Origin of the sequence: Corynebacterium sp., from assembly GCF_030538285.1 — a bacterium.
In the GTDB taxonomy this organism is placed as follows: domain Bacteria; phylum Actinomycetota; class Actinomycetes; order Mycobacteriales; family Mycobacteriaceae; genus Corynebacterium.
In genome coordinates this window covers 93540-120471 of record NZ_JAUNUG010000002.1, presented here as the reverse complement: position 1 = coordinate 120471, position 26932 = coordinate 93540, and the positions used below count along the sequence as shown (strand labels likewise).

At 67.7% G+C, this 26932-nt stretch carries 23 protein-coding genes and 1 tRNA gene; 9 read left to right on the top strand and 15 right to left on the bottom strand.

Translation table 11 applies throughout. The features are described from left to right. Nucleotides 1–89: 89 nt before the first annotated feature. The 3 genes from Q4G50_RS01495 to Q4G50_RS01485 all read right to left on the bottom strand — a co-directional run bounded on the left by Q4G50_RS01495 (nt 90) and on the right by Q4G50_RS01485 (nt 3037). Nucleotides 90–1703: an ABC transporter substrate-binding protein gene (locus tag Q4G50_RS01495; protein WP_303375861.1), complete on the bottom strand. Its 1614-nt coding sequence runs from the start codon at nt 1701–1703 to the stop codon at nt 90–92. Nucleotides 1704–1883: 180 nt separating this feature from the next. After that, the gene (locus Q4G50_RS14645) at nt 1884–2174 is read right to left on the bottom strand and encodes a DUF2218 domain-containing protein (protein ID WP_368660618.1); all 291 of its coding nucleotides are present in this window, start codon (nt 2172–2174) and stop codon (nt 1884–1886) included. Beyond that, complete coding sequence (locus Q4G50_RS01485; protein ID WP_303375859.1) at nt 2171–3037, bottom strand: 2-dehydropantoate 2-reductase; 867 nt, start codon at nt 3035–3037, stop codon at nt 2171–2173. Before Q4G50_RS01485 ends, Q4G50_RS14645 begins: the two co-directional genes overlap by 4 nt. A gap of 58 nt (nt 3038–3095) precedes the next feature. On the opposite strand from Q4G50_RS01485, the gene Q4G50_RS01480 reads away from it, so the two are divergent. Both Q4G50_RS01480 and Q4G50_RS01475 read left to right on the top strand, forming a co-directional pair. Next, entirely contained in the window at nt 3096–4034 is a 939-nt protein-coding gene (locus Q4G50_RS01480; RefSeq protein WP_303375858.1) for a DUF808 domain-containing protein, read from the top strand. 9 nt (nt 4035–4043) lie between these two features. Next, nucleotides 4044–5213, top strand: coding sequence for a chloride channel protein (locus Q4G50_RS01475; protein ID WP_303375857.1), 1170 nt, complete (start codon nt 4044–4046; stop codon nt 5211–5213). Here the strand turns inward: Q4G50_RS01475 and Q4G50_RS01470 are convergent. Both Q4G50_RS01470 and zupT read right to left on the bottom strand, forming a co-directional pair. Continuing rightward, complete coding sequence (locus Q4G50_RS01470; protein ID WP_303375856.1) at nt 5196–6329, bottom strand: HNH endonuclease signature motif containing protein; 1134 nt, start codon at nt 6327–6329, stop codon at nt 5196–5198. The two genes, Q4G50_RS01475 and Q4G50_RS01470, sit on opposite strands and share 18 nt — an antisense overlap. 113 nt (nt 6330–6442) lie before the next feature. Further along, entirely contained in the window at nt 6443–7249 is an 807-nt protein-coding gene (zupT, locus tag Q4G50_RS01465) for a zinc transporter ZupT (protein ID WP_303375855.1), read from the bottom strand. Between the two features lie 62 nt (nt 7250–7311). On the opposite strand from zupT, the gene Q4G50_RS01460 reads away from it, so the two are divergent. Then, nucleotides 7312–8370, top strand: a complete 1059-nt coding sequence (locus Q4G50_RS01460) for a biotin/lipoate A/B protein ligase family protein (protein WP_303375854.1) — start codon at nt 7312–7314, stop codon at nt 8368–8370. After that, entirely contained in the window at nt 8349–10679 is a 2331-nt protein-coding gene (locus Q4G50_RS01455) for an excinuclease ABC subunit UvrA (protein ID WP_303375853.1), read from the top strand. Before Q4G50_RS01460 ends, Q4G50_RS01455 begins: the two co-directional genes overlap by 22 nt. Here the strand turns inward: Q4G50_RS01455 and Q4G50_RS01450 are convergent. The 3 genes from Q4G50_RS01450 to Q4G50_RS01440 all read right to left on the bottom strand — a co-directional run bounded on the left by Q4G50_RS01450 (nt 10676) and on the right by Q4G50_RS01440 (nt 14421). Further along, nucleotides 10676–11968 (bottom strand): cytochrome P450, encoded by a 1293-nt coding sequence (locus tag Q4G50_RS01450; protein WP_303375852.1) that lies wholly within the window; start codon nt 11966–11968, stop codon nt 10676–10678. The genes Q4G50_RS01455 and Q4G50_RS01450 overlap by 4 nt on opposite strands. A gap of 37 nt (nt 11969–12005) precedes the next feature. Continuing rightward, nucleotides 12006–13796, bottom strand: coding sequence for a BCCT family transporter (locus Q4G50_RS01445; protein ID WP_303375851.1), 1791 nt, complete (start codon nt 13794–13796; stop codon nt 12006–12008). A gap of 115 nt (nt 13797–13911) precedes the next feature. Then, nucleotides 13912–14421 carry an O-acetyl-ADP-ribose deacetylase gene (locus Q4G50_RS01440; protein ID WP_303375850.1) on the bottom strand — a complete coding sequence of 170 codons (510 nt, stop codon included), beginning with the start codon at nt 14419–14421 and terminating at the stop codon, nt 13912–13914. 94 nt (nt 14422–14515) lie between these two features. Here Q4G50_RS01440 and Q4G50_RS01435 point away from each other — a divergent pair, with 94 nt between their 5' ends. Beyond that, on the top strand, nt 14516–15154 hold the full coding sequence (locus Q4G50_RS01435; RefSeq protein ID WP_303375849.1) for a superoxide dismutase family protein: 639 nt from the start codon (nt 14516–14518) through the stop codon (nt 15152–15154). Here Q4G50_RS01435 and Q4G50_RS01430 read toward each other — a convergent pair. Continuing rightward, nucleotides 15141–15572, bottom strand: a complete 432-nt coding sequence (locus Q4G50_RS01430) for an isoprenylcysteine carboxylmethyltransferase family protein (RefSeq protein WP_303375848.1) — start codon at nt 15570–15572, stop codon at nt 15141–15143. The genes Q4G50_RS01435 and Q4G50_RS01430 overlap by 14 nt on opposite strands. Nucleotides 15573–15604: 32 nt before the next feature. On the opposite strand from Q4G50_RS01430, the gene Q4G50_RS01425 reads away from it, so the two are divergent. Both Q4G50_RS01425 and Q4G50_RS01420 read left to right on the top strand, forming a co-directional pair. Continuing rightward, nucleotides 15605–16351: a hypothetical protein gene (locus Q4G50_RS01425; RefSeq protein ID WP_303375847.1), complete on the top strand. Its 747-nt coding sequence runs from the start codon at nt 15605–15607 to the stop codon at nt 16349–16351. A 14-nt stretch (nt 16352–16365) separates the two neighbouring features. Further along, entirely contained in the window at nt 16366–16824 is a 459-nt protein-coding gene (locus Q4G50_RS01420; RefSeq protein ID WP_303375846.1) for an S-ribosylhomocysteine lyase, read from the top strand. Here Q4G50_RS01420 and selB read toward each other — a convergent pair. From selB to Q4G50_RS01405, 3 genes are all read right to left on the bottom strand, one after another. Beyond that, nucleotides 16814–18595 (bottom strand): selenocysteine-specific translation elongation factor, encoded by a 1782-nt coding sequence (selB, locus tag Q4G50_RS01415; RefSeq protein WP_303375845.1) that lies wholly within the window; start codon nt 18593–18595, stop codon nt 16814–16816. The two genes, Q4G50_RS01420 and selB, sit on opposite strands and share 11 nt — an antisense overlap. Nucleotides 18596–18600: 5 nt before the next feature. Continuing rightward, nucleotides 18601–19908 carry an L-seryl-tRNA(Sec) selenium transferase gene (selA, locus tag Q4G50_RS01410; protein ID WP_303375844.1) on the bottom strand — a complete coding sequence of 436 codons (1308 nt, stop codon included), beginning with the start codon at nt 19906–19908 and terminating at the stop codon, nt 18601–18603. Between the two features lie 25 nt (nt 19909–19933). Next, nucleotides 19934–20028: transfer RNA gene (locus Q4G50_RS01405), tRNA-Sec, on the bottom strand. Between the two features lie 46 nt (nt 20029–20074). On the opposite strand from Q4G50_RS01405, the gene selD reads away from it, so the two are divergent. After that, nucleotides 20075–21067, top strand: coding sequence for a selenide, water dikinase SelD (gene selD / locus Q4G50_RS01400; protein WP_303375843.1), 993 nt, complete (start codon nt 20075–20077; stop codon nt 21065–21067). On the opposite strand, the gene nrfD is transcribed toward selD, so the two are convergent. The 3 genes from nrfD to fdh are packed head-to-tail and all read right to left on the bottom strand — an operon-like array spanning nt 21054 to nt 26426. Further along, entirely contained in the window at nt 21054–22139 is a 1086-nt protein-coding gene (gene nrfD / locus Q4G50_RS01395; protein ID WP_303375842.1) for an NrfD/PsrC family molybdoenzyme membrane anchor subunit, read from the bottom strand. The genes selD and nrfD overlap by 14 nt on opposite strands. Next, on the bottom strand, nt 22136–23104 hold the full coding sequence (locus Q4G50_RS01390; protein ID WP_303375888.1) for a 4Fe-4S dicluster domain-containing protein: 969 nt from the start codon (nt 23102–23104) through the stop codon (nt 22136–22138). Before Q4G50_RS01390 ends, nrfD begins: the two co-directional genes overlap by 4 nt. A 4-nt stretch (nt 23105–23108) precedes the next feature. Beyond that, nucleotides 23109–26426, bottom strand: coding sequence for a formate dehydrogenase (gene fdh / locus Q4G50_RS01385; RefSeq protein ID WP_303375841.1), 3318 nt, complete (start codon nt 26424–26426; stop codon nt 23109–23111). Nucleotides 26427–26483: 57 nt separating this feature from the next. On the opposite strand from fdh, the gene Q4G50_RS01380 reads away from it, so the two are divergent. Beyond that, the gene (locus Q4G50_RS01380; RefSeq protein ID WP_303375840.1) at nt 26484–26903 is read left to right on the top strand and encodes a rhodanese-like domain-containing protein; all 420 of its coding nucleotides are present in this window, start codon (nt 26484–26486) and stop codon (nt 26901–26903) included. The last annotated feature ends 29 nt before the right edge of the window (nt 26904–26932 follow it).

The window sequence follows — 26932 nt, the reverse complement described above, 5'->3', positions numbered from 1 at the left end:
GTGGGGGTCGAGTTGGCAGACAGGCAGATACCCGCGTGACGAGCTTGGCGTCGCGCGGGTATCAGTGGTCACGATGTATCAGCGTAGCGCTAGTTCTTCGTGATCTCGTAGTAGACCGGGACAGACTTCCAGGAGAAGGTCACGTTGTCGACGTTCTCCGAGTAGCCGCCTGCCACGTTGGAGTACCACAGCGGGATGGCAGGAAGATCGTTGAAGAGGATCTCCTGGGCCTCGTTGTACAGGCCGGATGCGGTCTCCGGGGAGTCGGAGCCTGCGGCCTCGGCGAGCTTGGCGTCGAAGTCCGGGTTGGAGTAGTCGCCGTCGTTGGAGCCGGCGCCGGTGCCGTAGAGCGGGCCGAGGAAGTTACCCGCGGACGGGTAGTCGGCCTGCCAGCCGGTACGGAAGGCGCCGTCGATGGTGCGGCCGGTGACGTCGTCACGCAGGGACTTGAAGTCCGGGTACGGGTTGCCGACGGCCTCGATGCCGAGGGTGTTGCGGATGGAGTTGGTCACCGCATCCACCCAAGCCTGGTGGCCACCATCGGAGTTGTAGGACAGGGTGAACTCACCCTCGAACGGGGCGATCTCATCGGCCTGCGCCCACAGTTCCTGCGCCTTCTCCGGGTCGTAGTCGAGGACGTCGTTGCCGACGATGTCACCGTCGTAGCCCGGGAGGACCGGGGAAGTGAAGTCGGTGGCCGGGGTGCGGGTGCCCTGGAAGATCGTCTCGGTGATCTCCTCGCGGTTGATGGCATGGGACAGCGCCTGGCGACGCAACACGCCCTCCTCGCCGCTCCAGTGCTCGAGGCTCTCCGGGATGGTGAAGGACTGGAACACAGCGGAAGGCTGGTTGACGGCACGGTCGCCGAGCTCGTCCTCGAAGGTGGAGAAGGCGATGTCCGGGATGGCGTCCAGGGTGTCGAGGTTGCCGGCCAGCAAGTCGTTGTAGGCGGCGTCCTGCTGGGCGTAGAAGACGAACTTGATGCCGTCGTTCTGCGGGGTGCGCTGGCCCTGGTAGGACTCGTTCGGGACGATGGTGGCGTCCTGGTTGTGGTTCCACTCGAGCAGCTTGTAGGGGCCGTTGCCGTTCGGGTTCTCACCGAAGGCGGCCTCGTCCTCGCGTGCCTCATCCGGCAGCGGGTAGAAGGCGGAGTAGCCCAGGCGCTGCGGGAAGTCGGCCTCGGGCTGGTTGAGCTCGATGGTGAAGGTCTTGTCGTCGACGACCTCGAGGCCCTCCATGGACTCCGCACCCTCCTCGTAGCCGAGGATGGGCTCGAAGAAGTAGGCGGAGAGGTGGGAGTTGGCCACGGCGTGGTTCCAGGTGTCCACGAAGTGCCCTGCTGTGATCTCGGTGCCGTCGGCGAAGGTCCAGCCGTCCGCCAGGGTGACACGGTAGCCCTTCTCGCCCTCGGGCTCGATCGATTCGGCCATCTCGTTGTGGATCTCACCGTCGGCGTCGTAGTAGACGAGGCCGGAGTAGATGAGGTCGACGATGTTGCCGCCGCCCACCTCGTTGGTGTTCGAGGGGATGAGCGGGTTCTGCGGCTCGGTGCCGTTGGCGAGGACGTAGTTGTCGCCGCCGGTGGCGCCGTCGCCGGATGCCGATGAGCCGTTGCCGTTGTCGCCGGAATCGGTGCAGGCGACCAGGCCGAACCCGAGCGTGGTGGCTGCGAGCAGGGCCAGTGTCTTCTTGCTGAGTGCCATGTGGCGGACCTCCAAGGGTGAAAGGACAGAAGTTAATCTCCCGTTCACGTTACAGGGTGACGTCCATCACCCTGCAGTTGTGATGAGACCGTAACCACCTGGTTATCCGCACAAAACAAACTCGTGTCACCTTTTCACCTGCTCACACCGGTTTCATTCGGCGCCGCTTATCAGCACAGGCTACCCCCGACTACCCCCATCGCGACGCGTCCAGGTCACCTCCACGCCGAGCGCCTGGCCGATTTCCGCCTCCCGCTTCTCGACGTCCGCCGCCGCACACTCCAGGTACACCAGCAACACCGCATCCCCGGCGATCATGCCAGCTTGCGCTCCATCCCCCCAGGTCACATGGCCGCGCCCCTCCTCGCTGTCCCACTCCGTCGTGGCAGTGTCCGCGAATCGGTCCGCCAGCGACTTGGCAAGTCGTCGCGGGTTCTCGCACCGGACACGGGTCGTCGAGGAGGTTGTCATGGGTTCAGAGGGTACCCCAGCACCCCGAGCAGCAGGTCATGCATCGGCACCGCGACCCCGCGCCGGGCCGCCATCCGGCAGATGGCCCCGACCTGCGCGTCGAGCTCGTTGGGCCGCCCCGCCACCAGGTCCCGGTGCATCGAACTGGTCGCCTCCGCCGGCATCCGGTCGGCGAACGCCAGTGTCTTCTCGACGACATCTTCGGGCACGTCCACCCCATACGCCCGGGCGGTGGCTTCCACTTCCCGCATCAGCTCGGTGAGGGACGGCCGCAGCCGGGTGCGAAGCTCCCCCAACGGCGCCCGCGCCAAGGCCCCCAGCCCACCCGTTGTCGTCACATACATCGCCTTCTGCCACACGTCGACATCGATGTCACCGCGGGCAGTCGCCTCGACGCCCGCATCGCGCAACGCCGCCACAAACGTATCGACGCCCCCCTGACCCACTTCATAAGAAATCGGACCCCCATGAAACTCGACGCGCGCGGGACCCGTGTGATGAAAGTAGCCGCGCACCACACCCGGGCGCACCCGCTCCCGCCCCACCACCTCAGCCACCAGATCGGGCACCTCCACGGAATTCTGGGTGAGGGCGACGAGACTGTGGCCGGGCAGGCCGTCGAGAAGCGCGCCCAAGTCGGTACCTGCGGTGACTTTGACGGCGAGGAGGACGAGGTCGGCGTCGATAAGCGAATCGGCGGTGACCACCGGCAACGGCGGCTCATCGTTAAGCCGCAACCCCTCCTCCCGCAGCACCCGCAAGGTTTCGCCGCGGGCGATGAACACCACGTCATGCCCCGCCTTCACCAGGCTGCCGCCGAACCATCCACCGACCGCCCCGACTCCCAGCACCGCAATTCTCATGCACCCATCCTAACGGGAGTATCATTTGCCCATACTTCTTGAGAAAGGTGGCCCAACCATGGCCGGTGGCCTGCTCGCCCTCCTTGACGACGTCGCCCTCATCGCCCGCGCCGCCGCCGCCAGCGTCGATGACGTCGCGGCCGCCGCTGGCAGAACCTCCATGAAAGCCGCCGGAGTCGTCGTCGACGACGCCGCCGTCACCCCCCGCTTCGTCACCGGCATCCAACCGGCGCGCGAACTCCCGATGATCTGGCGCATCACCAAGGGCTCACTGTTCAACAAGCTCGTCATCATCTTGCCCATCGCCCTGCTCCTGTCCTGGATCGCACCCTGGGCTCTCACCCCCATCCTCATGATCGGCGGCACCTACCTCTGCTTCGAGGGCGCCCACAAGATCCTCCACAAGCTGCGCGGACACGCCAAAGACGGGGACCACAGCAACGCCCAAGGCGTCGACAAAACCCCCGCCGACGAGGATAAACTGGTCAAGGGCGCGATCACCACCGACCTCATCCTCTCCGCAGAGATCATGGTCATCTCCCTTAACGAGGTCGCCGACCAGCCCATGGCCTTCCGCGCCGCCGTCCTCATCGTTGTCGCCATCGGCATCACCGCCCTCGTCTACGGCGCGGTCGCCCTCCTGGTGAAGATGGACGACATTGGCCTGCACATGGCCGAACGCGGCGGCCCCGGCGCCGGATTCGGACGCGGCCTCGTCCACGCCATGCCCAAGGTCCTGTCATTCATCGGCATCGTCGGCACCTTCGCCATGCTGTGGGTCGGTGGCCACATCATCGTTGTTGGCCTCGAGGAGTTCGGCTTCACCTGGCCCTACGACTTCATCCACGGCATGGAGGTCGCCGTCGGTGGGGGCTTCATCGGCTGGGTGGTCAACACCTTCTTCTCCCTGGTGGTCGGCCTGCTGTGGGGCCTGGTCGTCGCCCTGGCCTTCGACGGGGTGAAGGCAGCCACCGGCAGGAAGGCCCCCGCCCACTAGTCTGAAAGTATGTTGCGAGTGGCAGGGGTGACGCTGGTCGGTGGCGTGGCCGCCGGACTCATCGGCGGGATCATGGCGTGGCTCATCCACCGCATCCACGCGCTAGCCGACGGCGGCCCCGTCCACCCGGTGCTGGCGGCAGCACTCGGCGGAGTCCTCGCCGGCCTCGGCTGGTGGTGGCTGCGGCGCAGCGGGCCGGTCCGCGGCGTCGAGGAGTCCGCCACGACAGACACCCCCCTGCCGCTGGGCCGCACCTTCAGCGACGCACTGCTCCAGCTGCTGGCGGTGGGCTCCGGCATTTCCCTCGGCAGGGAGCAGGCGCCGCGCCAGGCCTCGGCCGCCGTCCTCGACCGGATCTCCCGCGTGGTGCGCATCGCCGAAGACAACCGGCGCATCCTCGTCGCCGCCGCCGCGGGTGCCGGCCTCGCCGCCGTGTACAACGTGCCGCTGGCCGGCATCCTGTTCACCCTGGAGGCGATGCGCGTGCGTCGCAGTGGGCGGGCGCTGCTCATCACGGTGACAATGTCGGGGGTGGCGACGGTGACGGCGTGGCCGATTGTGGGCAACCACTCCGTCTACTGGGTGCCCGACTCCCCCTTCGACGCGCGGGTGCTCTGGCTGCTGGTGCCGCTGCTGCTCGCCGCGGTGATCATCGGGCGCATCTTCCTGGCGTTGATGCGCTCCGCCCACTCGTGGAAAGTCATCGACCCACGCTGGCTACCCCTCAGCGTCGGCGCGACGACCGCGGGCGTAGTCACCGTCTCCCAGTTCCTGCCCGGAGTCACGGGCAACGGTGAAGACATCGTCCGCTCCGCCCTCGACCCGGCGACCGCCCTGCCACTGTTGCTCACCCTTCTCCTGGTGAAGCCGCTGCTCACCGCCGCCTCCCTCGGCTCGGGCGCGGTCGGTGGCACGCTGACACCGGCGCTGGCGGTCGGTGCCGCTTTGGGTGCCGCTTCCGGCGTGCTTATCGACGCCCCACCCGCCACCATCCCCGTCCTCGCCGTCCTCGGTGCGGCGATGGTGCTGGCGGTCATGCAGAAGGCCCCTCTGTTCGCGGCGGTCATCGCATGGGAATTGACGTGGGCTCCCCTCTGGACGGTGCCGCTCCTGCTGTTAGGTGCGGTTGGGGCATACGTGGTCGCTCACCGCCCGTGGCGTTCAGGCGTCGGTGAGTAGCCCCATGGCGGAGAGTTTCCGCAGGGGGTGACGGTTCGTGCGAGGTGGCCCACCGTCCGGGGGGTGGAAAACGACCCCGCCGGGTTCTCGTTCGAGTCGCCCGTTGCGGGGCGGGGCATGGGGGTTGTCGTCGTTGCGTCCATTGTGTACCCGGCACGCCGCGGTGAGATTGCTTAAGTTCGTCTCCCCCTCGTGCTCCCACGCGGTGAGGTGGTGAAACTGGCAGTCCTCCGCCGCGGTGGTGCACTCCGGGTAGGGGCAGAGGAGAGTTTCTGCCTGGAGGAGCGTGCGCTGTTTGAAGTTTGCGAAGCGGGATTCCCGGTAGAGGTCAATGCCGCCTTCGACGGGGTCGAAGATTCCGACGTACCCGAGTTCGGCGAAGCCCTTCTCCACCCACTCGTTACCCGTGATGGTTGTGCCGTCACTGAGGCCGAAGACGGTGTCGCCGCCCTCACCGCGGGAGTAGGAGACGTAGTCGGGTGCCTTCATGACGCCGAAGGGCACCGGTGGTGCAACTGCCTCGGTGGGGACGCCGCCGATGCCGTGCTGTAGGGCGGCGTCCGCCATCGCCTTCTTCCAGTCGAGCGAGGGGTCCGCCTGCCGTAGTTTGTCGGCGGTGACCTTGAGGTGTGCCTTGTATCGGGCCATGTCACCGGCCGGCAAGGTCAACGTTGCGGTGGACATGCCCTGGGCGTCGACGTTCTTTCCGCCGCGGAAAGCACGCAGGCTTCGGTTGTCTGACCCCGGCGCCTGGCGGTTGTGGGCGAAGACGCGGGCGGCTGCCTCCCGGTCGATCTCGTCGACCGTGCCGCGCAGTGCGCACAGCTCGACCCGCAGTTCCCACTCCGTCACCGCGGCCTTCCGCGATAGTTTACGCAGGTGCTTCTCGATTTTCTCGATTGCCGCCACCGGCAGCCCACGCCCCGCAGCCACTGCGGCGGCCTGCAGCTTCTTCTGCCGCGTCGGTCCGAAGTAGATGCCCGCCATGCGTTGCCAGGCGCCGGCGACCGAGGAGGACTGACCGAGGTCAGCGCGCACCAGAGCTCCGGAGGCGATGTCCTCCAGAAGCTCCATTCCCTGGGTGGCCAGGGCACGGACTAACTCGGCTGGTCTCATGCCCCGGACGATAACCGCCGACCACGCGGGCGTCGATAAGCAAACAACCTAGCCTGTGGATAACTCGAGTTATCCACAAAAACGCACCGAACACCTGGCCGAAGCCTTGACAATTACATCATGAGCAACAAAGATGCCGCCATCACGGCCATGCCGAGGATGACGCCGTAGATAGCGGTATGGTGGCGACCCGTCGCCACGGCGGTGGGCAGCAGCTCATCAAGGCAGATGAACACCATGATGCCGGCGATCGCGGCGAACGACAGGCCGAGCGTCGCCGGGCCCATGAACGGCATGAGGAGAGCGAAGCCGATGAGCGCGCCGGCGGGTTCCGCCAGGCCGGACAGCGTCGACCAGGTCAGCGCCCGGCGGCGGGAGCCGGTGGCCTGGCGGATGGGGACTGCGACAGCCACGCCCTCGGGAATGTTGTGGATCGCGATCGCCACCGCCACCGGCACCGCCACCGTGAGATCCTCCAGTCCGGCGATGAACGTGGCGAAACCTTCGGGGAAGTTGTGGATCGCGATGGCACCCGCGGTGAACATGCCCATCTTCATCATCCGGCGCCGTTGGGCGGCCTTCGCCGGGTCCTCGCCGATGCCGCGCTCATGAGGGTTGATGGGTTCTGGCACCAGCCGATCGATGACGGCGATCACCGCGATGCCCGCGAAAAACGCCCCCACCGCCGCCCACGCGCCGACCCGCTCGCCCCAGGCCGACCCCAACTCCTCGAAGGCTTTCGGCAGGATCTCCATGAAGGAGACATAGAGCATGACGCCCGTCGAGAAGCCCAGGGCCCCGGCCATGAAACGTTTGCCGGGGTTGTTCTTCATCACGGCGATGAGTCCACCGATGCCCGTCGCCAGGCCAGCAAAAAGCGTGAGCCCGAAGGCGATGAGAACGGTGGGGAGGTCGTACATGCCGGTTGACTTTACGCGCAGGGCACCGGTAGCGCCCTATTCATCCGCTATTCTGGGGCGCTATGCATCAGCATTTCGAGATCAAGGTTCCGGGCGGCAAACTCGTCGTCGCGGACGTGCACACCGACGACGGCCGCATCACCGCCGCCCAGATTTCCGGTGATTTCTTCCTCGAGCCGGATGAGGCGTATGGGGCGTTGGGTCCGGCGCTTGCGGGGGCGTCGATAAGCGAAACAACTGAGGATCTGCAGGCGCGTCTCGACGCCGCCCTCACCGGCTTCGAGGACCTGGCCCTGCACGGCTTTTCGACGCGGGATGTCGCCGTCGCCGTCAAACGCGCCGTCGCGGGGGGCACTGACTTCACCGACCATTCCTGGGAGGTCATCCGGCCCGGCGCGCTGCCCACGCGCGTCAACGTCGCGCTCGATGAGGTCATGCTCAACCAGGTGGCCGCCGGTGAGCGCGGGCCGACGCTGCGTTTTTGGGAATGGGAGGACAAGGCGACGGTGATCGGCTCCTACCAGTCCTATGTCAACGAGGTGGAGCAGGAGGGTGTCGATAAGCATGGCATCGAGGTGGTGCGCCGCATCTCCGGGGGCGGGGCGATGTTTATGGAGGGCGGCAATTGCATCACCTACTCCCTCTACGTGCCGGAATCGATGGTCGCGGGGCTGTCTTATGAGGATTCCTATGCCTACCTCGACCAGTGGGTGCTCGGGGCGCTGGCCCGCCACGGCGTCAACGCCTGGTACGAGCCCATCAACGACATCACCTCCGACGGCGGCAAGATCGGCGGCGCTGCCCAGAAGCGCCGCCGCGGTGCCGTCCTCCACCACGCGACGATGAGTTATGACATTAACGCGGACAAGATGATGGAGGTCCTGCGCGTCGGCAAGGTGAAGCTCGCGTCGAAGGGACTGCGCTCGGCGAAAAAGCGCGTCGACCCGCTGCGCCGCCAGACGGGTGCGCCACGCGAGGAGATCATCGACACGATGATCACAGAGTTCACCAACCGCTACGGCGCGGTACCCGCCTCCTTGAGCGATACCGACCTGGCCGCCGCCGAAAAGCTTGTCGACGAGAAGTTCGGGAGGGACAAGTGGACACATCACGTCCCGTGATCCGGGTGACCGGCGCGCACGTCAACAACCTGCGCGGGGTGAGCGTGGAGATCCCCAAGCGCCAGCTCACCGTCTTCACCGGCGTGTCCGGTTCAGGCAAGTCCTCGCTGGTCTTCGGCACCATCGCCGCCGAGTCGCAGCGGCTGATCAACGAGACCTACTCCACCTTCGTCCAGGGTTTCATGCCGTCTCTGGCCCGCCCGGATGTCGATCGCCTGGAAGGCATCACCACCGCCATCATCGTCGACCAGGAGCCGATGGGCGCGAACTCGCGTTCCACCGTCGGCACCGCCACCGACGCCACCGCCATGCTGCGCATCCTCTTCTCCCGGATCGCCGAGCCCCCGGCTGGCGGGCCCGGTGCGTATTCCTTCAACGTGCCGTCGGTCTCTGCGGCGGGCGCGATCTCTGTGCAGGGTGGGAAGAAGGAGAAGGTCTCCTTCAGCCGCACCGGCGGTATGTGCCCCGAGTGCGAAGGCACCGGCCGGATCTCCGAGATCTCACTGCCGGAGCTTATCGACGAAGGGAAGTCCCTGCGCGACGGCGCCATCCTCGTCCCCGGCTACAAGGTCGACGGCTGGGCATGGAAGACCTTCGCCGAGACCGGCCTGGTGCCAGCGGATGTCCCGGTGAAGGAGTTCAGCGCCGAACAGCGTGACGTGCTGCTGTACTCCGAGCCCCGGAAGGTGAAGTTCAACGGCTTCAACTACACCTACGAGGGTCTGGTCCCGCGGGTGGAGAAGTCGATCCTGAGCAAGGACCGCGACTCGATGCAGAAGGCGATGGGCGAGTTCGTTGACCGGGCCGTCACCTTCATCACCTGCCCTGCGTGTGATGGCACCCGCCTGGCGCCGCACGCCCTGGAATCGCGCATCAACGGGCGCAATATCGCCGAGCTGTGCGCGATGGAGATCCGCGAGCTCGCCGAGTGGATGGAGGAAGTGTCGGCTCCGTCGGTGGCCCCGCTTATCGACGCCCTCCGCGAGACCCTGGCCAACTTCGTCGCCATCGGCCTCGGCTATCTCACCCTCGACCGCCCCGCCGGCACCCTGTCGGGTGGCGAGGCGCAGCGCACCCGCATGATCCGCCACCTCGGTTCCGCCCTCACCGATGTCACCTACGTCTTCGACGAGCCCACCGCCGGCCTGCACCCCCATGACATCAAGCGCATGAACTCCCTGCTGCTGGAGCTGCGTGACAAGGGCAACACCGTGCTCGTCGTGGAGCACAAACCGGAGACCATCGCCATCGCCGACCACGTCATCGACCTCGGCCCGCATGCTGGGCGCGAGGGCGGGCTCATCCAGTTCACTGGAACGCTCGAGCAGCTGCGTTCCTCCGACACCCTCACCGGGCGGCATCTCGACGACCGGGTGTCGGTGAAGGAGACCACGCGCGCGGCAACCGGCGCCATCGAGGTGCGCGGGGCGAGCCGTAACAACCTGCGCGACGTCGACGTCGACATCCCGCTGGGTGTGCTCACCGCCATCACCGGCGTGGCGGGTTCCGGTAAGTCCTCTCTCATCGCGGAGCTGCCCCGCGCGGAGACGACGGTGTTCGTCGACCAGTCCCCCATCCGCGGTTCCCGGCGCTCCAACCCGGCCACTTACACCGGGGCGCTGGAGCCGATCCGCAAGGCCTTCGCTAAGGCACACGGGGTGAAGCCAGCGTTGTTCTCCCCCAACTCCGAGGGCGCGTGCCCGAACTGCAAGGGTGCCGGCGTGGTCTACGTCGACCTGGGCATCATGGCCGGCGTCGACCTGCCGTGTGAGGTGTGTGAGGGACGGCGTTTCGACGAAGCAGTCCTCGACTACCGCTTCGGTGGGAAGGACATCGCCGAAGTCCTGCAGATGCCTGCCGCAGAGGCAGCTAGCTTCTTCGCAGCCCCCGACTCCAAGGTCCCGGCCGCGGCGAAAATCTGCGGCCGGCTCGTCGACGTCGGCCTGGGGTACATCACCCTCGGCCAGCCCCTGACCACCCTGTCCGGTGGTGAACGTCAGCGCCTCAAGCTGGCCTCCCACCTGGCAGAGAAGGCGACGGTGTTCATCCTCGATGAACCGACGACGGGGTTGCACCTGGCGGATGTCGATAAGCTGCTGGGCCTGCTCGATCGTATGGTGGACGCCGGGAAAACGGTGGTATGCATCGAGCACCACCTGGCGGTGGTGGCCCACGCCGACCACGTCATCGACTTAGGCCCCGGCGCAGGTTCGGATGGCGGTTCCATCCAGTTCGAGGGCACCCCCGCCGCGATGGTCGCCGACGGCTCCACGCTGACGGGCCGCTACCTGGCGGAGTACGTGGGCTAGGCGGCGGCGCGCACCCGCACGCCGGTGGCCGGGCGGGTGAGCATCTTGGTCCACGGGAAGGTGAGGTCCTCCACGTCGGTGGAGATCTCCAGGGTGGGGCGGGTGAGCAGCACGGTCGCCGCGGACAGGGCGGTGACGGCGATCTTCTCGCCCGGGCAGCGGTGTCCGCTGTAGACATCCGCACCGCCCTGCGGGATGAATGCCTCGATGGCTTCCGCCTCCTCCATCCCGGCATAGGGCAGGAAGCGCTCCGGATCGAAGGATCCGGCGTTGTCCCACTCCTCGGGGCTGGTCAGCGTCCCGACGAAGTCAAGCAACACCCGCTGGCCCTTCTTCATGGGGCAGCCGGATAGTTCGGTGTCTTCGGTGAGCAGGCCCGGCAGCATGGGCACAAACGGGTAGGTGCGGCGCACTTCCTGGGCGAAGGCCTCCGCCTCGTGGACACCGGTGAGCTGCTCACCTGCGGCTTGGCGGATGCGCTCGGCCCACTCCGGGTGTTCCACGAGTGCTGTGGCGGCGAAGGCCGCGAAGCGGCCGACAGCGACGGTGGGGCGGGTGAGGTTTTGGAGCTCGACGCCGGCGACGGCGGCGTCGACAAGCTCGCCATCGACGCCGCGCAAATCGGCCATGTGGGCAAGCACCGAATCCTCCGGCGCGGTGATCTCCCCGGAGCGGACCTGCTCGATGAGGCCGGTGGCCCACTTGTTCAGGCGCTGGCGCTCGAAGGCGGCGATGGGGTTGGTCTTGATGTCGCCGAAGGTGTCCAGCAGGCGGTTCATCTGCTTGGCGCGGGTGTCCATCTCCTCATCCGACATGGGGATGCCGGCCCAGCGGAAGGCGGCGCGACCAAAAGCGAGGGCGGTGTCTTCGTGGACGGTGCCGCCGTCGGTGATCCAGCGTCGGTGGGTGTTCTCCAGCTCATCGCCGACGAGGTCAGCGAAGTCGGCGACGCGGGCGTCGTCGTAGGCGAGATCGGCCATCGCCTTCTTGCGCACCGTATGCTCCTCACCGTCCAGGGTGTGCACGGCCCCGTTGCCGAACAGGGGGACCTGGATGAACTTCGGCATGGCGCCGTCGCGCTTGATGCGAGAGGAGTCGTAGAACAGGCGCACGCCCTCCTTCCCCCGGACCAGGTGGGAGGTCTTGCCCAGCATGGTCAGTGCCACGGGGGCGTGGGAGGTGGCGGCGACACCGGCCTTCTTCCGCATGCGGGAGGCGAAGAGGTAACCGTTGCGGAGGAAGGAGAGGCCTTGTTCGAGTCGGACACGGGCGGATTCTGTGGTCGTCATATCTCCAAAGTACGTGAGGTTCGGGTCACATGCGGGGCTACTTATTGACGCCGCTGTGGTGCTGTGGTTCCGTCTCCTCGATGATGGTCACGTCGTAGCCCTCGCCGTCCTGCTGTTTGGAGTATTCCTCCAGCACTGCCCCGACTACGGCCGGGTTGATTGCCTCGCCCTCGTCGTCGGGGATGTGGTGGATCGGGCCGATCGGCTCCGGGGAGGGGGTCTGCTCCATTTCCTCCCATTCCTCGGCGGTCGCGGCGGAGGTCCACTGGCGGGTGACGGTGGGCACGGGATCGCCGAGATCGTTTCTCAAGGCCACACCGAGGCTGAACATCATGATGAAGCCCATGACGAAGAACGGCAGGCCGATGACGATGATGATCTGCTGCAGGGCGGAGAGCCCTCCTTCACCGGTGGCGGCGAGCAGCACGGCGGCGACCGCGCCCATGAGCACCGCCCAGGTGACCTTCTGGTGGGTCGGTGCGAAGGCGGGTTCCTTGCCGGAGGCGATCATGTCGGTGACCATGGCGGCGGAGTCGACGGAGGTGGTGAAGAACACGACGACGATGAGGATGCCCAACCCGGACATGAATGTCGCGGCCGGGTAGTTCGACAGGAACTCGAACAGTGCCCCGGGGATGTCGCCTTCGACGGCGACGCGTTCCACCAGCCCACCGCTCTGCTCCTCGATGAGGAAGGAGGAGGTTCCGAACACCCCGAACCAGATGAGGGAGAACGTGACCGGCAGACCGAGGACACCGGCCACGAATTCACGGATGGTGCGGCCGCGACTGATGCGCGCGATGAAGATACCGACGAAGGGCGACCACGTGATCGTCCACGCCCAGTAGAAGGCGGTCCACGTGTTCTGCCAGGTAGCGTTGTCCGGGCTGTTCGGGGTGGCGTTATTCCAGAAGGCCAGTTCGGGCAGGCGGGAGAGGTAGATTCCGAAAGACTCGATGGTGCCCTTGAGCACCAGGACGGTCGGCCCGGCCAGCACCACGAAGATGAGCAGCGCGATGGCCATCCAGATGTTGATGTTGGACAACATCTTGATGCCGCGGTCGAGGCCGGCGGCCACGGAGATACAGGCGATGGTGGTGACCACGGCGATGATGATCACCTGGACAGCGGGCGAGTACGTCAGGCCGAACAGCTCGCTGAGGCCCGCGTTGATCTGCATGGTTCCCAGACCGACCGAGGTGGCCACGCCAAAGATGGTGCCGATGAGGGCGACGACGTCGATGGTCTTGCCGATGGGCCCGTACACCCGCGACCCGAGCAGCGGGGAGAAGATCGAACTGACCCGCGGGGGCATCTTGCGCTTGTAGATGAAGTAGGCGAAGCACAGGGCGGGCAGCGCGAAGATCGTCCAGGTGTGCAGCCCGAAGTGGTAGTGGGTGATGGCGATGGCCTGGCGGGCGGCCTCGGTGGATTCCGGGGAGACGTCCCCCATGGGTGGGTTGGCGAAATGCGAGATCGGTTCCGCCACACCCCAGAACATGAGGATGGTGCCGATGCCGGCGGCGAACAGCATCGCAAACCAGACGGGGGTGGAGTATTCGGGGCGTTCATCATCTGCCCCCAACCGCACATGCCCATAGCGGCTGATCGCGATGACGAAAAGGAAGAGCAGGAACACCGTCACACCCAGGATGTAGAACCAGCCCAGGTTAGACAGGATCCAGGTGGTGGCGGCACCAAAAACGTCCCCGACCCAATTGCCGGCGACGATGGTCAGCACGACGAAGGCGAGGACGGCACCCACGGTGGCGAAGTACACCGGTGGGTCTGTTTTCAGACGGAGGGAGGAGGCCAGGCGGGTCAACATAAATTCACGTTAAGCACACCACCCCCGCCGTCGGGGCGAAAAGAAACCACCCGCCTGTGCCCAGGACACTGGAAAGCGCCAGCTCACCTGGGGACACGCCGGTTATAACAATTGCCTAACTACTTGCCAGGGCATCGTAAAAGGCGCGCTCCGCTGCCTGCCCGAAGGGGACGAAAATCACCTTCTCCACACCACCGACGTCCCGGCAGGTGCTCACGGCGATGCGGGCGGCGTCGTCAAGAGGCCAGCCATAGACGCCGGCCGAAATCGCCGGGAAAGCCACCGACGCGGCACCCAGTTCACGGGCCGCGCGCAACGACTCCCGATAACAGGACTCCAAGATCGCCGAGCGATCCTCGGTAGCGGACCATACCGGCCCGACGGTGTGGATCACCCAGCTCGCCAGGAGATCACCTGCCCCGGTGGAAACGGCCTGCCCGGCAGGCAGGCCATCGGGATAAGAGGTGGCGCGGATCTCGCGGCATTCGGAAAGGATACTGGGGCCACCGACCCGGTGGATGGCACCGTCCACACCCCCACCGCCGAGCAGACCGGAGTTGGCGGCGTTAACGATCGCGTCGGCGCGGACGGTAGTGATGTCGCCTGGTTCGATGCACAGTTCCATGCCCGAGAGACTAACCACGGAGCCACCTCACCAGCAACGCATGCGATCACTATTATATGTATCGTGGGTCACACGCCACCAGAGAAGGAGAATCTTGCCTTACCGCACCATCCGCCGATCCACCGTCGCCACCCTCGCCGCTCTCGGATTGCTCACGGCCAGCGCCTGCGCCACCGAGGACAACGCCACCAACGAGGCCACCAACGGCACCGCCGCGGTCACTACCGAGGATCCGGACACCGAAGGGGTGCCGACGTCCATGAACACCGCGGACGGCGCCGAAATCGGCACCGTCGAATTTCTCGAGCGCGATGGCGGTGTTGAGGTCAGCGCCCAGCTCTCCGGTCTGGAGCCTGGTTTCTACGGCTTCCACATCCACGAGTTCGGCGCCTGCGAAACCGACAGCGCCGACCCGGACAACCCGGAAGACACCGGTGACTTCCTTTCCGCAGGCGGCCACCTCAACCCCACGGACGCTGACCACCCGGACCACGCCGGCGACCTCCCCCAGCTACTGGTGACCGAATCCGGCGACGCGGAACTGACCTTCCTCACCGACCGCTTCACCCTGGCAGACCTTGAGGGCGAGGACGGCGCCGCCGTCATCATCCACTCCGACCCGGACAACTACGCCAACATCCCCGAGCGCTACGCCAGCGACGGCGTGGACGAGGACACCACCAGCACCGGAGATGCCGGTGACCGCCTCGCCTGCGGCATCATCGGAGCCTGATCCAACGCGGGACCCGGCGCGCATAGGCCTCGTATTCCACCCCGAAACGGCGCCGCAACGCGGCCTCCTCCGCCGCGATCTGGGGCCCGGCGGCCCAGACGAACCCTGCCACGGGCACCAGCGCCCACCACGAGCCGCGGGCCACCGCATGCGCGGTCAACGCACCCGCCAACGCCAGGTACATGGGATTACGGGTGTAGCCCAGGACCCCGTCAGTGACCAACGCCGAGGATCGTCCCAGCCGCACGGGATCCATCGTCGTGCCCGCCCGCGCAAACTGCCCCACCGCCACCACACCCAGCCCACCGGAGACCGCTACGAGGGGCGCGGCGGGGAGGAAACGGGACGTCGATAAGCGGCCCAGGAAGATTTGGGCTCCGGCGGCGAGGGCAAATAGCCCGGCGGGAGGGATGCGCATGTCCCCCACGCTAGCGCGACTAGGCTGTAGCCATGGTCGTTCCCCGTTACCCCCTCGCCCGTCCTCCGGCGGGCACGGACGCCCATTCGCTGCCCGTGGAGAATGTGAGCCAGGCGATCTTGTTCTCCCACCTGCGCACCGCCCAACTGTCGGAACCGCATGGCGCGCTCATCCCGGTCCAGCTCATCCCCGATTTCCGGGACGGCGGCTGGCGCGTGCGCTGGGAACTGGCCACCATCGGTTCGGTACCCGCCAGCCTTCGCGACGTTTTCCCCACCATCGACAGGGTCCACCAGGCTCATTATGAGCCGCAGGCCTGGGCCCGGGTATGCATCAACCGGGAACGCGGGCTTCTCGACGTCACCCTCGAACTCCCCGCCCCCGAGCTCGCCATCCCGGTGAACTCGCTCGCTGATGCCACCCGCATCCTCTCCCAGGGCGCCCGCCTGCCGGCCACGCTCAGTGGCGCCAACCGGCAGATGCTGGGACGTGTCGAGGGCAGCCATGTCATCGTCGACGAGGACATCATCGGCCACCTCGAGTACGCCCCCCTGGAGGAAGGCCCTCTGGGGGTGCGGGTGTTCGTGATCGACGGTAAATCCTTCATCGACATCGGCCTCGGTGAGCCCCTCCCCGCCCCCGCACTCCCCGAGCCCGAGCCGTTACCGGAGCCGCAAACGGGCGCGTGGGCGGTGACCATGAACGCCGAGGACCTCGCCGAACCCAACCCCCGCGGACCGCGCACCATCACCTTCCGTGCCGGAGCCACCGAGGAATGACTAGGATCGCCGCCATGCAGATGAACGTCGAATCCTTCAACCTTGACCACCGCACCGTCGCCGCCCCCTACATCCGGGTGGCGGACCGCAAGACCCTGCCGGCCGGGGATGTCATCACCAAGTACGACATCCGTTTCTGCCAGCCCAACCAGGATCACCTGGACATGCCCGGCATCCACTCGCTGGAGCATTCGGTGGCGGAGACCATCCGCAACCATGCCGACTATGTCCTGGATTTCTCCCCCATGGGCTGCCAGACCGGCTTCTACCTCATGGTGGTCGGCGATCACCCGGCGGAGGAGATCGAGGAGCTCATCGCCTGCTCGCTGGCCGACGTGCTCGAGCTCACCGAGGTGCCCGCCGCCAACGAGATCCAGTGCGGCTGGGGCGAAAGCCACTCTCTGGAGGATGCGCAGGCTGCCGCCCGCGCCTTCCTGCAGCGCCGCGCGGAGTGGAACCAGGTCACCGCCTGATCTGGCGGAGTCCGCCGTCGAGACGCACCGTCCGGCCGGTGGCGTCGAGATGTTCAAGCAGCGGGATGGCCACCCGCCGGGTGGTGTCCAGCGCGCGGCGCGCCTGCGAGGTCGTGAACGGTTGCTCGAGTTCCCGCAGGCGGGCGAGCGCGACGTCGGGGGCGTCAGGCCGGAGGATGATGCCGGCATCGAGGCGCAGCAGGCGCCCGGCGCGCTCCGCGGCGGCCAGTTCCTTCGACCCCAGGCCTAAAGCCCGCAGGTCATCGGCTTCCGGGGCGTTAAAGGGCGCGTCGGCAAGACGCTTCTCGACGCTGGCCACCCCCGCCTCCGCCGTCCCGAGGTCTACCGTTGCTCCAGGTAGACGGAGCAAACCGTCGGCCTGCTCGAGCTTCGCGGAGGCGATGACGAGTCCGAGGAGCGAGTCATCGGGCAATGTGAGGACGCTGAGCGCCGCTCCGCGGCTGAAACCGGCGGCCAGCGGATTCTCCGTGGCGTGCCTGGTGACAGCGGCGCGGAGGGTGTCGCGCCAGCGGCCGAGCTGGCGGACGTCGATCCACCAGTCCCGCAGGGCGACGGCCCCCTTCGGCGGCTGCTCCGGGACCTCGAACCCCATGGTCACCAGGTCCTGACGGCGCAGGGCCCCGCGGCGGGTGATCTCGGTGCTGAGATCCCCCTCGGCGGACATGGTGGTCAGTGACTCGGCGCGGCGGCGGCCGTCACCGCGGCGCCGCAGGACGGGCGGGTCGACGTCCATGACCTGTACGCCGGCCAGTACGGAGCGGGCCCCGGAGCTGCGCAGAACGAGGCGGTCTCCGAGAATGAGCGGCAGCGGCCGGGTCAGCGTCAGCCGGGCGTGGCCGTCGCCGAAAGGGCGCAGTGCCGCCTCGACGGCCGCCGTGCCGACGTGGACGATGACCTCACCGGGGGCGTCGATAAGCGGGGTGCCCATGGTGCGGCGCACGTCGAGGGTGCTCACCTGTGGCCAGGCATCGGGGGTGAGCAGGGCGTCACCGCGGTGGATGTCCCCGGTGCTCTCCCCGCGGAGGTTGACGGCGACGCGGCTGACGGGGCCGACGCTCGGGTGCGCCTCGTTCTCGCTGTGCAGACCGCGGACGGTGACCTCACGTGTGCCGTTGAGGTGCAGCCGGTCGCCCTCGCTGAGGGTCCCGGCGGGCAGGGTACCGGTGACCACGGTGCCGGCGCCCTTGACGGTGAAGGAGCGGTCGATCCACAGGCGGACGCGGGCGTCCGGGTCCGGGGCCGGGGCGGCGGCGAGCACCTCGTCGAGGGCGGCGCGCAGTTCGTCGAGGCCCTCACCGGTGCGGGCAGAGACGGTGATGACGGGGGCGTCGGACAGCCCGGTGTCGGCAAACTCGTGCCGGACCCGGGCGGCGACCTCGGCACGGCGGGCATCGTCCGCCCGGTCGGCGCGGGTGAGCACGATGACCCCGTGCCGGATGCCGAGCGCGCGCACGGCATCGCGGTGGTCGGTGGACTGGGCCTGCCAGCCCTCGTCGGCGGCGACGATGAAGCAGATGACCGGCGCCGGCCCGACCCCGGCGAGCATGTTGCCCATGAAGCGTTCATGCCCGGGGACATCGACGAAGGCGACGTTGCGTCCGGAGGGCAGGCTGGTCCACACGAAACCCAGGTCAATGGTCAGCCCGCGGCGCTGCTCCTCCTCCCAGCGGTCGGGTTCCATGCCGGTGAGGGCCTTGACCAGGGTGGACTTGCCGTGGTCAACGTGACCGGCGGTGGCGATGACGTGCATTCTCTCTAACCCTCCATCGCGCGCCGGATCGCGGCCGCGACGGCGTCGTCGGCGGCAGCCGGCACGCAGCGCAGGTCGATGAGGCACGCCCCCTGGTGGACTCGGGGCAGGACGACGGGATCGCCGGTGCGCAAGGCGGCGGCCAACGACTCGGGCAGTTCCACCGCCCAGCCGGGCAGCGGCACCCCGGGGGCCCCTCCCCCGCCGACGCGCCCGTCGTGGGCGACGACGCGGCAGGTGACGTGGCCGTCGAGACGCGCGGCCAGGGCCTCGGCCCGGCGGCGCAGGTCAGCAGGGTCGGCGTGCAGGGCCTCCACGACGGGGACCTCCCCGCCGCGCAGGGTCGCCTCGAGGGCGGCCAGGCGGAGTTTGTCGATGCGCACGGCGCGCGCCAGCGGGTGCTTCTTCAGCCGGGCAATGACGTCCGCGCGACCGAGGAGGATGCCGGCCTGCGGGCCGCCGAGCAACTTGTCACCGGACGCGATGACCACGTCGGCTCCCGCCGCCAGCTGGGCGGAGACATCCGGCTCGGAGGGCAGGGCGCCGTCGTGGGTGAGCAGGCCGGAGCCGAGGTCGACGATGAGTGCCAGGTCGTGCTCGTCGGCGATCTCCCGCAGCTCGGCCACCGTGGTCTCGGCGGTGAATCCCTCGATGCGGAAATTGGAAGGGTGGACCTTGAGGATCGCGCGGGTGGCCTCCCCGATGGCCCGAAGGTAGTCCTCCGGGTGCGTACGGTTCGTCGCCCCGATCTCGTGGAGGCGGACGTCGGCGGTCTCGATGAGCTCCGGGAGGCGGAAACCCGCCCCGATCTCGATGAGTTCCCCGCGGCTGATGATGAGCTCCCCGCCCGCGGCCAGCGCGGTCGTGGCCAGTAGTAGGGCAGCCGCCCCGTTGTTGACCACGAGGGCGTCCTCCGCCCCCGGGCACGCCTCGACCAGCGCGGAAAGGGCCCCGGCCCCCCGGTCACTGGAACGCAGTCCGGTGGCCAGGTCCATCTCGACGTCGACGTAACCGGCAGCGTCGACAAGCGCGCCCGTCGCCGCAACCGACAGCGGCGCGCGGCCGATGTTGGTGTGGACGACGACACCGGTGGCGTTGAGCACGGGGGTGAGGGAGCTGACGGGGGCGTCGGCAAGCAGGCCGGCGAGGTGTGTCTCGACATCTTCCGGGGCGATGTCCCCGTCACGCGCAGCCTGCTGCGCAGCGCTGATGTGGGCGCGGATGGCCGGGGCGGCAAGGCGGTCGCGGGCCTGCCGCACTGCGGGGCACCGCAGCAGGTCATCGGTACGCGGGATGCGGCGGCGCGGGTCCACCTCGGGTCCTTTCGCAGGAGACGACTGGCGGAGACGGACGAGAATCGAACTCGCCAGACCGAGGTACTCGGCCTCACCGGTTTTGAAGACCGGGGCGCCCACCAGGACACGTACGCCTCCGACGACGAGATTACCGCGTGGGACGTGTATCGCTACAGTCGGGTGCATGAACACGAATACCGGCATCTCTCTCACCAGCTTCGCCGCCGGCGGCGGCTGCGCCTGCAAGATTCCCCCCGGGGAGCTGGAGGAGGCCGTGCGCGGTCTCACCGGTGTCACCGACCCGAACGTCCTCGTCGGGCTCGACGACGGTGACGACGCAGCTGCCGTGCGCATCGCCGACGACCTCGCCGTCATCTCCACCGCCGACTTCTTCACCCCCGTGGTCAACTCCGCCTACGACTGGGGGCGCATCGCCGCCGCCAACGCCCTGTCGGACGTCTACGCCATGGGCGGGCGCCCCGTCACCGCCATCAACCTCGTCGCCTGGCCTCGGGAGGTCCTCCCCCTCGAGCTGCTCACCGAGGTGCTGCGGGGCGGCATGGAGGTGGCCACCGCGGCCGGCGCCCCGGTGACCGGCGGCCACTCCATCGACGGACCCGAGCCCGTGTACGGCATGGCGGCGACCGGCATCGCCGATCCCGCCACGCTCATGCGTAACGACGCCGCGCAGGCCGGCCTGCCCATCACCCTCACCAAGCCCATCGGCGTCGGCCTGCTCAACAACCGGCACAAGTCCACCGGTGAGGTGTTCCAGGCGGCAATCGACACCATGACCACCCTCAACCGGGACGCCTCCCGCGCGGCGGTGGCGGCGGGGGTCAAGGCGGCGACCGACGTCACCGGCTTCGGCCTGCTCGGCCACCTGTACAAGATGATGCGCGCCTCCGGTGTGTCGGCGGTCATCGACCACACCGCGGTCCCCCATGTCGACGGCGCCGACGAGGCCCTGCGCGACGGTTTCATCTCCGGCGGCTCCCGCCGCAACCTCGACTGGGTGCGCCCGCACCTGGTCGCCGAGGGCGTCAGCGAGGAGGACCTCATCATGCTGGCCGACGCGCAGACCTCCGGCGGCCTGCTCGTCATCGGCGAGGTCCCGGGCTACCCGGTCATCGGCGAGACGGCGGCCGGAAACCCGGGTCAGGTCACCGTCCGGTAGTGATGTTCCCGTCGCCCTGCCGCTGAGCGAGGCGCGCCTTCTGCGGCTCGACGACATAACGCGGGTCGGTCACCGAGTGCAGGCCAGCCTCGAGCACACCGAAACGGGTGAGCGCGGAGCCGGCCAACAACGCCGCACCGGACAGTGCGGCACCGACACGGTGACGGCCGGCGAGCAGCGTGCCCACCCCACCCGCGATGACCAGGCGCTCCGCCCAGGTGAGCATCCGGCCGGCCGGGCCGTGGTGGTACGGCTCCACGGAAACTTCGTCCAGCTGGGAGTGCATCGCCTTGGTTGCCGCCACGTCGCAGATCGCGCCGGTGGCGGCCAGCACGCGGGCCGGGCCGGCCTCTTCGACCGGGGTGGTGATCATCGCCAGGCCACCGGAAGCGGCCGAGGCGGAGCTGACGAAGAGGAACGGCAGGTGGTACTTCGCCGCATTCCACGCCGGGGTGGCCGTGTCGCCGAAGAGCACCGCGGTGTAGACCGCCAGGGGCGCACCGAGGGTCGCGGCCAGGGCACCCGCCGCCGGGGCGGCGGCCTGATGGGTGACGGTGCGGATCGCCTCGGGCAGGGGGAGGCGGCGACCACTGAGGTCGTCGACTTCCGCGGCGGCGGCGACGGCGGCGGCCGTCGAGAAGCTGGCGAGCAGCCACGAACCGACGTTCATCGGCGAGGAGAGCTTGAACACGCGGAACATGTTGAGCAGGCGCTCCGGGCGTCCGAGGTCCTCGATGAGCGCCAGTGAACCGGCGCCAGCAGCCGCGATGGTGGCCAGCCGGGCGTTACGGCGCAGCTCCCTCCGCCCGGTGAGCTGGGCCCCAAGCCCCAGCAGGGAGGAACCGCCCGCAACGCCACCGAGGAAGAGGTAGGCACCGATCGGCCACTCCCACGGCGGGGCCTTGACCACGGGCTTACCGTAGTAAGACTCGAACTGCATGTCCGGGACCATGCGCTCCTCGCGGGAACCGTCGAGGGCTCCCGCGCCGGAACGACGTCGCTTCTTCTTGCCTCCCCCGCCGCGGCGGCGGGGCTCGACCGGATCGCGGTAGTTGTCGAACTGGTTGCTCATGCACGCGCTCCGATCAGGAAGGAACCGACGACGGCCGCCACCATGCCCGCGGCTGCGAAGGCCGCCGTCTTCGCCATCTGTGGCAGATCGGCGGTGGGCACCCGGGGATCCGGGGGCAGGCCGTAGACCTCGGGGGCGTCGAGAAGCAGGAAGATCGAGCCCGTGCCGCCGACACCGTCGAGATCATTGGCACCGTAGAGGCGCGCCTCGGTGCGCCCCTGCGCGTGGAGGGTGGCCAGGCGCTCATGGGCACGGCGCAGCATCTCCTCGCGGTCACCGAACTGGATGGACTCGGTGGGGCACGCCTTCTGGCAGGCCGGGGCCAACCCGTCCTTGAGGCGGTCGTAGCACAGGGTGCACTTCTGGGCGACGCCGACGTTGCGGGTCGGGGCGTGCACGCCTTCGGTGAAGTCCTCGCCCTCGCGGCTGTTGCGCTTCTGCACGCCGCCGTCCGCGCGGCGCTCGATGACGCCGAAGGGACAGCCTGCGACACACGTGCCGCACCCGTTGCACACGTCATCCTGCACGACGACCGTGCCGAACTCCGTGCGGAACAACGCACCCGTCGGGCACACGTCGAGGCAGCCGGCGTTCGTGCAGTGCTTGCACACATCCGAAGACATCAGCCAGCGGAAATCCGGGGTGTCCGGGTGCTCGTTCTTCTGCTGGGAGGGATCGCCGATGGTCGGCATACCCAGCCCGGTGAGCTGACGGCCGGATTCGCGGGCCTGCTCAATGCGCTCGTGATCCTGCTCGATGAACGCGACGTGGCGCCACGTGTCCGCGCCGAGGGAACCGGTGTTGTCGTAGGAGTTGCCCGACAGCTCGTAACCCTCGACCGGGTTGCGGTTCCACTCCTTGCACGCCACCTCACACGCCTTGCAGCCGATGCATACGGAGGTGTCGGTGAAGAAGGCCTTCCGTGCCTCGAGCGCGTAACCGACGTGGGCCGGGTACTCGGTCACCTGGTTAGTGCTCACGGTTGTCGTTCTCCTTCTCCAGCTCGCTCAGCTCCTCCGGGTCGGAGACCCTGGTGTTGCCCGACGCCGCCGTCAGGCCCGCGCGGACCTGGTAGAGGCGGGTGAGATCATCTCGTTCCGCTCCACGCGGACGACGGCCCGCCCGGATGTCACACGCACCGACCTTGGAGGCCTGAATGGCCACATTCGGGTCGAGCGTGATGCCCAGCAGATCGTTCGGCCCGTCACCGGTGACCGGCGCGTAAGGTCCGTTGCCGAAGTGGAACGGCAGTCCGATGTTGTGGTACTCCTGCCCGTTGATGACCATCGCCGGCATACGGTCGGTGACCAGCACGCGCGCCTCGATGACACCACGCGGGGAGATGAGTGTGGCCCAGCCACCGTTCTCCAGCCCGCGCAGCTCAGCCAGCTCCGGGGAGACCTCACAGAACAGCTCCGGCTGCAGCTCCGCAAGGAACGGCAGCGCACGCGTCATCGCACCGGAGGTGTAGTGCTCGGTGAGACGGTAGGTGGAGAACGCGAACGGGTAGACGTCGGAACCGAACTCTCCCGGCGCCGGACGCGAGAGGTTGTCCGCACCCGGGAACGTCAGACGCGCCGGCGACTGCTGCTGCCCGTAGAGCGCGTTGCCCACCGGGGACTCGTGCGGCTCGTAGTGCGTGGGCAGCGGCCCGTCGACCATGCCCTTGGGCACGTAGAGCCAGCCCTTGCCGTCCGCCTGCATGATGAAGGCGTCCGTGCCGGACAGGGCGGCCGGGCCGACATCGTCCGGGGAGGGCACATGGTCCGGGCGCAGTCCGACGGGGAAGTCGGGGACGTCGTCGCCGACCCACTTCTGCTGGGACTCGTCCCACCAGACGTACTTCTTGCGCTCCGACCAAGGCTTTCCATCCGGATCCGCAGAGGCGCGGTTGTAGAGCATGCGGCGGTTGAGCGGCCACACCCAGCCCCAGTCCATGGCGAGCTCGTTCTGCTCCGATCCCGGGCGCTTCTTCGCCGAGTGGTTGACACCGTCAGCGAAGACACCGGTGTAGATCCAGCAACCACCGGAGGTCGAGCCATCAGCCTTCATCTCGGTGAAGTTGCTCAGCAGCTCGCCGGCGTTGTCACCGGTGAGGTGGTAGCCGTTGATCTCCTGGAGCACGGCCTCGGCGTCCGGGTCGCCGTGCTCGTCGACGGGATAGTCCCAGGTGATGTTCTTCAGCGGCAGGTCACGCGGGTCCTCGGAATCGGCGATCTTCTCGCGGATGCGCACGCCGAGGTCGTAGAAGAACTTCAGCTCGCTGGTGGCTTCGTTCGGTGGGAGCTTCGCCTGGAAGCGCCACTGCAGCATGCGCTGCGTCTGGGTGAACGTACCGGACTTCTCCACGTGGTTGGCGGCGGGCAGGTAGAAGACCTCGGTGTCGATGTCCTCGGTCTTCAGCTCACCGGAGAGCACCTCCGGGGAGTCCTTCCAGAACGTCGCGGTCTCCATGAGCTGGAAATCACGGACCACCAGCCACTTGAGGTGCGAGAGGCCGAGACGCTGCAGGCGGCCGTGCGACTGGGCGACGGCCGGGTTCTGGCCGAAGACCAGGTAGCCCTCCACCTCGTCGCGGAGCATGGCCTGCAGGGTGTGGTACGTCGAATGCGCGCCGGTGAGCTTGGGGATCCAGTTGAAGCCCCAGTCATTGTCCTCCGTGGCGTGCTCGCCGAAGTAGGCCTTGAGCAGGCTGACGGCGTAGGCGTCACCCTTCTGCCAGAAACCGGCCTGGTTCGGGTTGCTCACCGTCCACAGGTAGTCGTCGAAGGACTGCTCCTCGACGGTCGGCATCGGCAGGTAGCCCGGCAGCAGGTTGAACAGCGTCGGGATGTCGGTGCAGCCCTGGATGGATGCGTGACCGCGCAGGGCCATGATTCCGCCGCCGGGGCGACCCATGTTGCCCAGCAGCAGCTGGAGGATCGCGGAGGTGCGGATGAATTGCGCGCCCAGGGTGTGCTGGGTCCACCCCAACGCGTAGGCGAAACAGGTCGTGCGCTCGCGGCCGGAGTTCTGCGTGATCGCCTCGGCGAGGTAGTGGAAGTCCTCGACGGAGATGCCGCAGGTCTCCTCCACCATCTCCGGGGTGTATCGGGAGTAGTGGCGACGCAGGATCTGGAACACGGTGTTCGGGTCCTGGAGTGTCTCGTCCTTCTTGAACCGCCACGTGTCCAGCGGCTGCCCACCGGAACCGGTCGACTGCGCCCAGGCGGCGCGCTGGTGCTCCTCCTCCTGTTGGTCACTCTCCCCCTGCGGGTTGCGGTGGGAGCCGTCGGCACGCTGGTAGGCCCAGGTGTCGTTGTCGTACTGCCCGGTCTCCGGGTCGAAACCGGAGAACAGTCCGTCGAGGTCCTCGGTGTCCTGGAAGTCCTCGTGGATGAGCGTCGAGGCGTTCGTGTAGTGCAGGACATAGTCCTTGAACCACAGATCGTTCTCGATGACATAGCTGATGAGCGCACCGAGCAGCACCACGTCACTGCCGGCACGGATGCCGATGTGACGGTCCGCCACAGCGGAGGTACGGGTGTAGCGCGGATCGACGTGGATGAGCTTGGCTCCACGCTTCTTCGCCTCCATCACCCACTGGAATCCCACCGGGTGAGCCTCAGCCATGTTTGACCCCTGGATGACGATGCAGTCCGCATTCGCCATATCCTGCAGCGGCTGGGTCGCGCCGCCGCGGCCGAACGAGGTTCCTAGACTAGGAACCGTGGCGGAGTGTCATATGCGCGCCTGGTTCTCGAGCTGAATCGCGCCGGCGGCGGTGAACAGCTTCTTGATGAGGTAGTTCTCCTCATTGTCCAGCGTCGCGCCACCAAGCCCGGCGATACCCATCGTGCGGTTGACGGGGCGCCCCTGGGGGTCGGTGTCCTGCCAGCCGTTGCGGCGGGCCTCGAGGAAGCGGTCGGCGATCATGTCCATCGCCTCATCCGGGTCGAGCTTCTGCCACTCCTTCGCCTTCGGGGCGCGGTAGAGCACCTCGGTGACGCGGGTGGAGGAGTTCACCAGCTGCTCGGAGGCGGATCCCTTCGGGCACAGTCGGCCGCGGGAGATCGGCGAATCCGGGTCGCCCTCGATCTGGATGACCTTCTCGTCCTTGACGTAGACGAGCTGGCCACAGCCGACGGCGCAGTAGGGGCAGACGCTCTTGACCACACGGTCTGCCTCTGCGACACGGGGCTGGAGCTCAGCGCTCTTCCGCGACTGCACGTTGCGGTCCCGACCGAAGGGGTCACCGTCCCGCAGCTGCCGGATGACCGGCCAATTCAGGGGGCTGATTCTGGACATGTCACCACTTTAGCAAGTGACGCACGCGACACAACGTGCTGCCATAGAATTGTCTGCATGTATCCCCCTGGGTTGCCTGTCACCGGCTCCATGTCCCTGCTTGCGCACGCCCGCGCCGGCCTCGACCGGCTCTCCCCCGCACAGGCCCTTGCCGAGCAGCGCTCCGGCGCCCTGCTTATCGACGTCCGGACGGACACCCACCGCGCCTGCGCTGCGGGCGTGCCCGGCGCCATCGCCGTGGACCTCACGGTCCTGCCCTGGCGGCTCGACCCCGGGTTCAGCCACCGCATCCCCGAAGCCACGGGCTTCGATCAGCGCATCATCCTTTTCTGCCGGCACGGCTACTCCTCCTCCCTGGCGGCCTGGAACCTGCGGCAGATGGGACTGCACCGGGCGACTGACATCGACGGCGGCTTCGAGGCCTGGGAGGCGGCTGGCCTGCCCCTGCACCACGGGGAGGTCGACGTCCGACACTGAGAACACTTTCCCCGGCACGCGTACTGTGG

What these genes read in the sequence shown, in the direction of transcription:
- Q4G50_RS01495 (WP_303375861.1), bottom strand. Translation starts at nt 1,703, where the DNA reads ATGGCACTCAGCAAGAAGACACTGGCCCTGCTCGCAGCCACCACGCTC.
- Q4G50_RS14645 (WP_368660618.1), bottom strand. Translation starts at nt 2,174, where the DNA reads ATGACAACCTCCTCGACGACCCGTGTCCGGTGCGAGAACCCGCGACGA.
- Q4G50_RS01485 (WP_303375859.1), bottom strand. Translation starts at nt 3,037, where the DNA reads ATGAGAATTGCGGTGCTGGGAGTCGGGGCGGTCGGTGGATGGTTCGGC.
- Q4G50_RS01480 (WP_303375858.1), top strand. Translation starts at nt 3,096, where the DNA reads ATGGCCGGTGGCCTGCTCGCCCTCCTTGACGACGTCGCCCTCATCGCC.
- Q4G50_RS01475 (WP_303375857.1), top strand. Translation starts at nt 4,044, where the DNA reads ATGTTGCGAGTGGCAGGGGTGACGCTGGTCGGTGGCGTGGCCGCCGGA.
- Q4G50_RS01470 (WP_303375856.1), bottom strand. Translation starts at nt 6,329, where the DNA reads ATGAGACCAGCCGAGTTAGTCCGTGCCCTGGCCACCCAGGGAATGGAG.
- zupT (WP_303375855.1), bottom strand. Translation starts at nt 7,249, where the DNA reads ATGTACGACCTCCCCACCGTTCTCATCGCCTTCGGGCTCACGCTTTTT.
- Q4G50_RS01460 (WP_303375854.1), top strand. Translation starts at nt 7,312, where the DNA reads ATGCATCAGCATTTCGAGATCAAGGTTCCGGGCGGCAAACTCGTCGTC.
- Q4G50_RS01450 (WP_303375852.1), bottom strand. Translation starts at nt 11,968, where the DNA reads ATGACGACCACAGAATCCGCCCGTGTCCGACTCGAACAAGGCCTCTCC.
- Q4G50_RS01445 (WP_303375851.1), bottom strand. Translation starts at nt 13,796, where the DNA reads ATGTTGACCCGCCTGGCCTCCTCCCTCCGTCTGAAAACAGACCCACCG.
- Q4G50_RS01440 (WP_303375850.1), bottom strand. Translation starts at nt 14,421, where the DNA reads ATGGAACTGTGCATCGAACCAGGCGACATCACTACCGTCCGCGCCGAC.
- Q4G50_RS01430 (WP_303375848.1), bottom strand. Translation starts at nt 15,572, where the DNA reads ATGCGCATCCCTCCCGCCGGGCTATTTGCCCTCGCCGCCGGAGCCCAA.
- Q4G50_RS01425 (WP_303375847.1), top strand. Translation starts at nt 15,605, where the DNA reads ATGGTCGTTCCCCGTTACCCCCTCGCCCGTCCTCCGGCGGGCACGGAC.
- Q4G50_RS01420 (WP_303375846.1), top strand. Translation starts at nt 16,366, where the DNA reads ATGCAGATGAACGTCGAATCCTTCAACCTTGACCACCGCACCGTCGCC.
- selB (WP_303375845.1), bottom strand. Translation starts at nt 18,595, where the DNA reads ATGCACGTCATCGCCACCGCCGGTCACGTTGACCACGGCAAGTCCACC.
- selD (WP_303375843.1), top strand. Translation starts at nt 20,075, where the DNA reads ATGAACACGAATACCGGCATCTCTCTCACCAGCTTCGCCGCCGGCGGC.
- nrfD (WP_303375842.1), bottom strand. Translation starts at nt 22,139, where the DNA reads ATGAGCAACCAGTTCGACAACTACCGCGATCCGGTCGAGCCCCGCCGC.
- Q4G50_RS01380 (WP_303375840.1), top strand. Translation starts at nt 26,484, where the DNA reads ATGTATCCCCCTGGGTTGCCTGTCACCGGCTCCATGTCCCTGCTTGCG.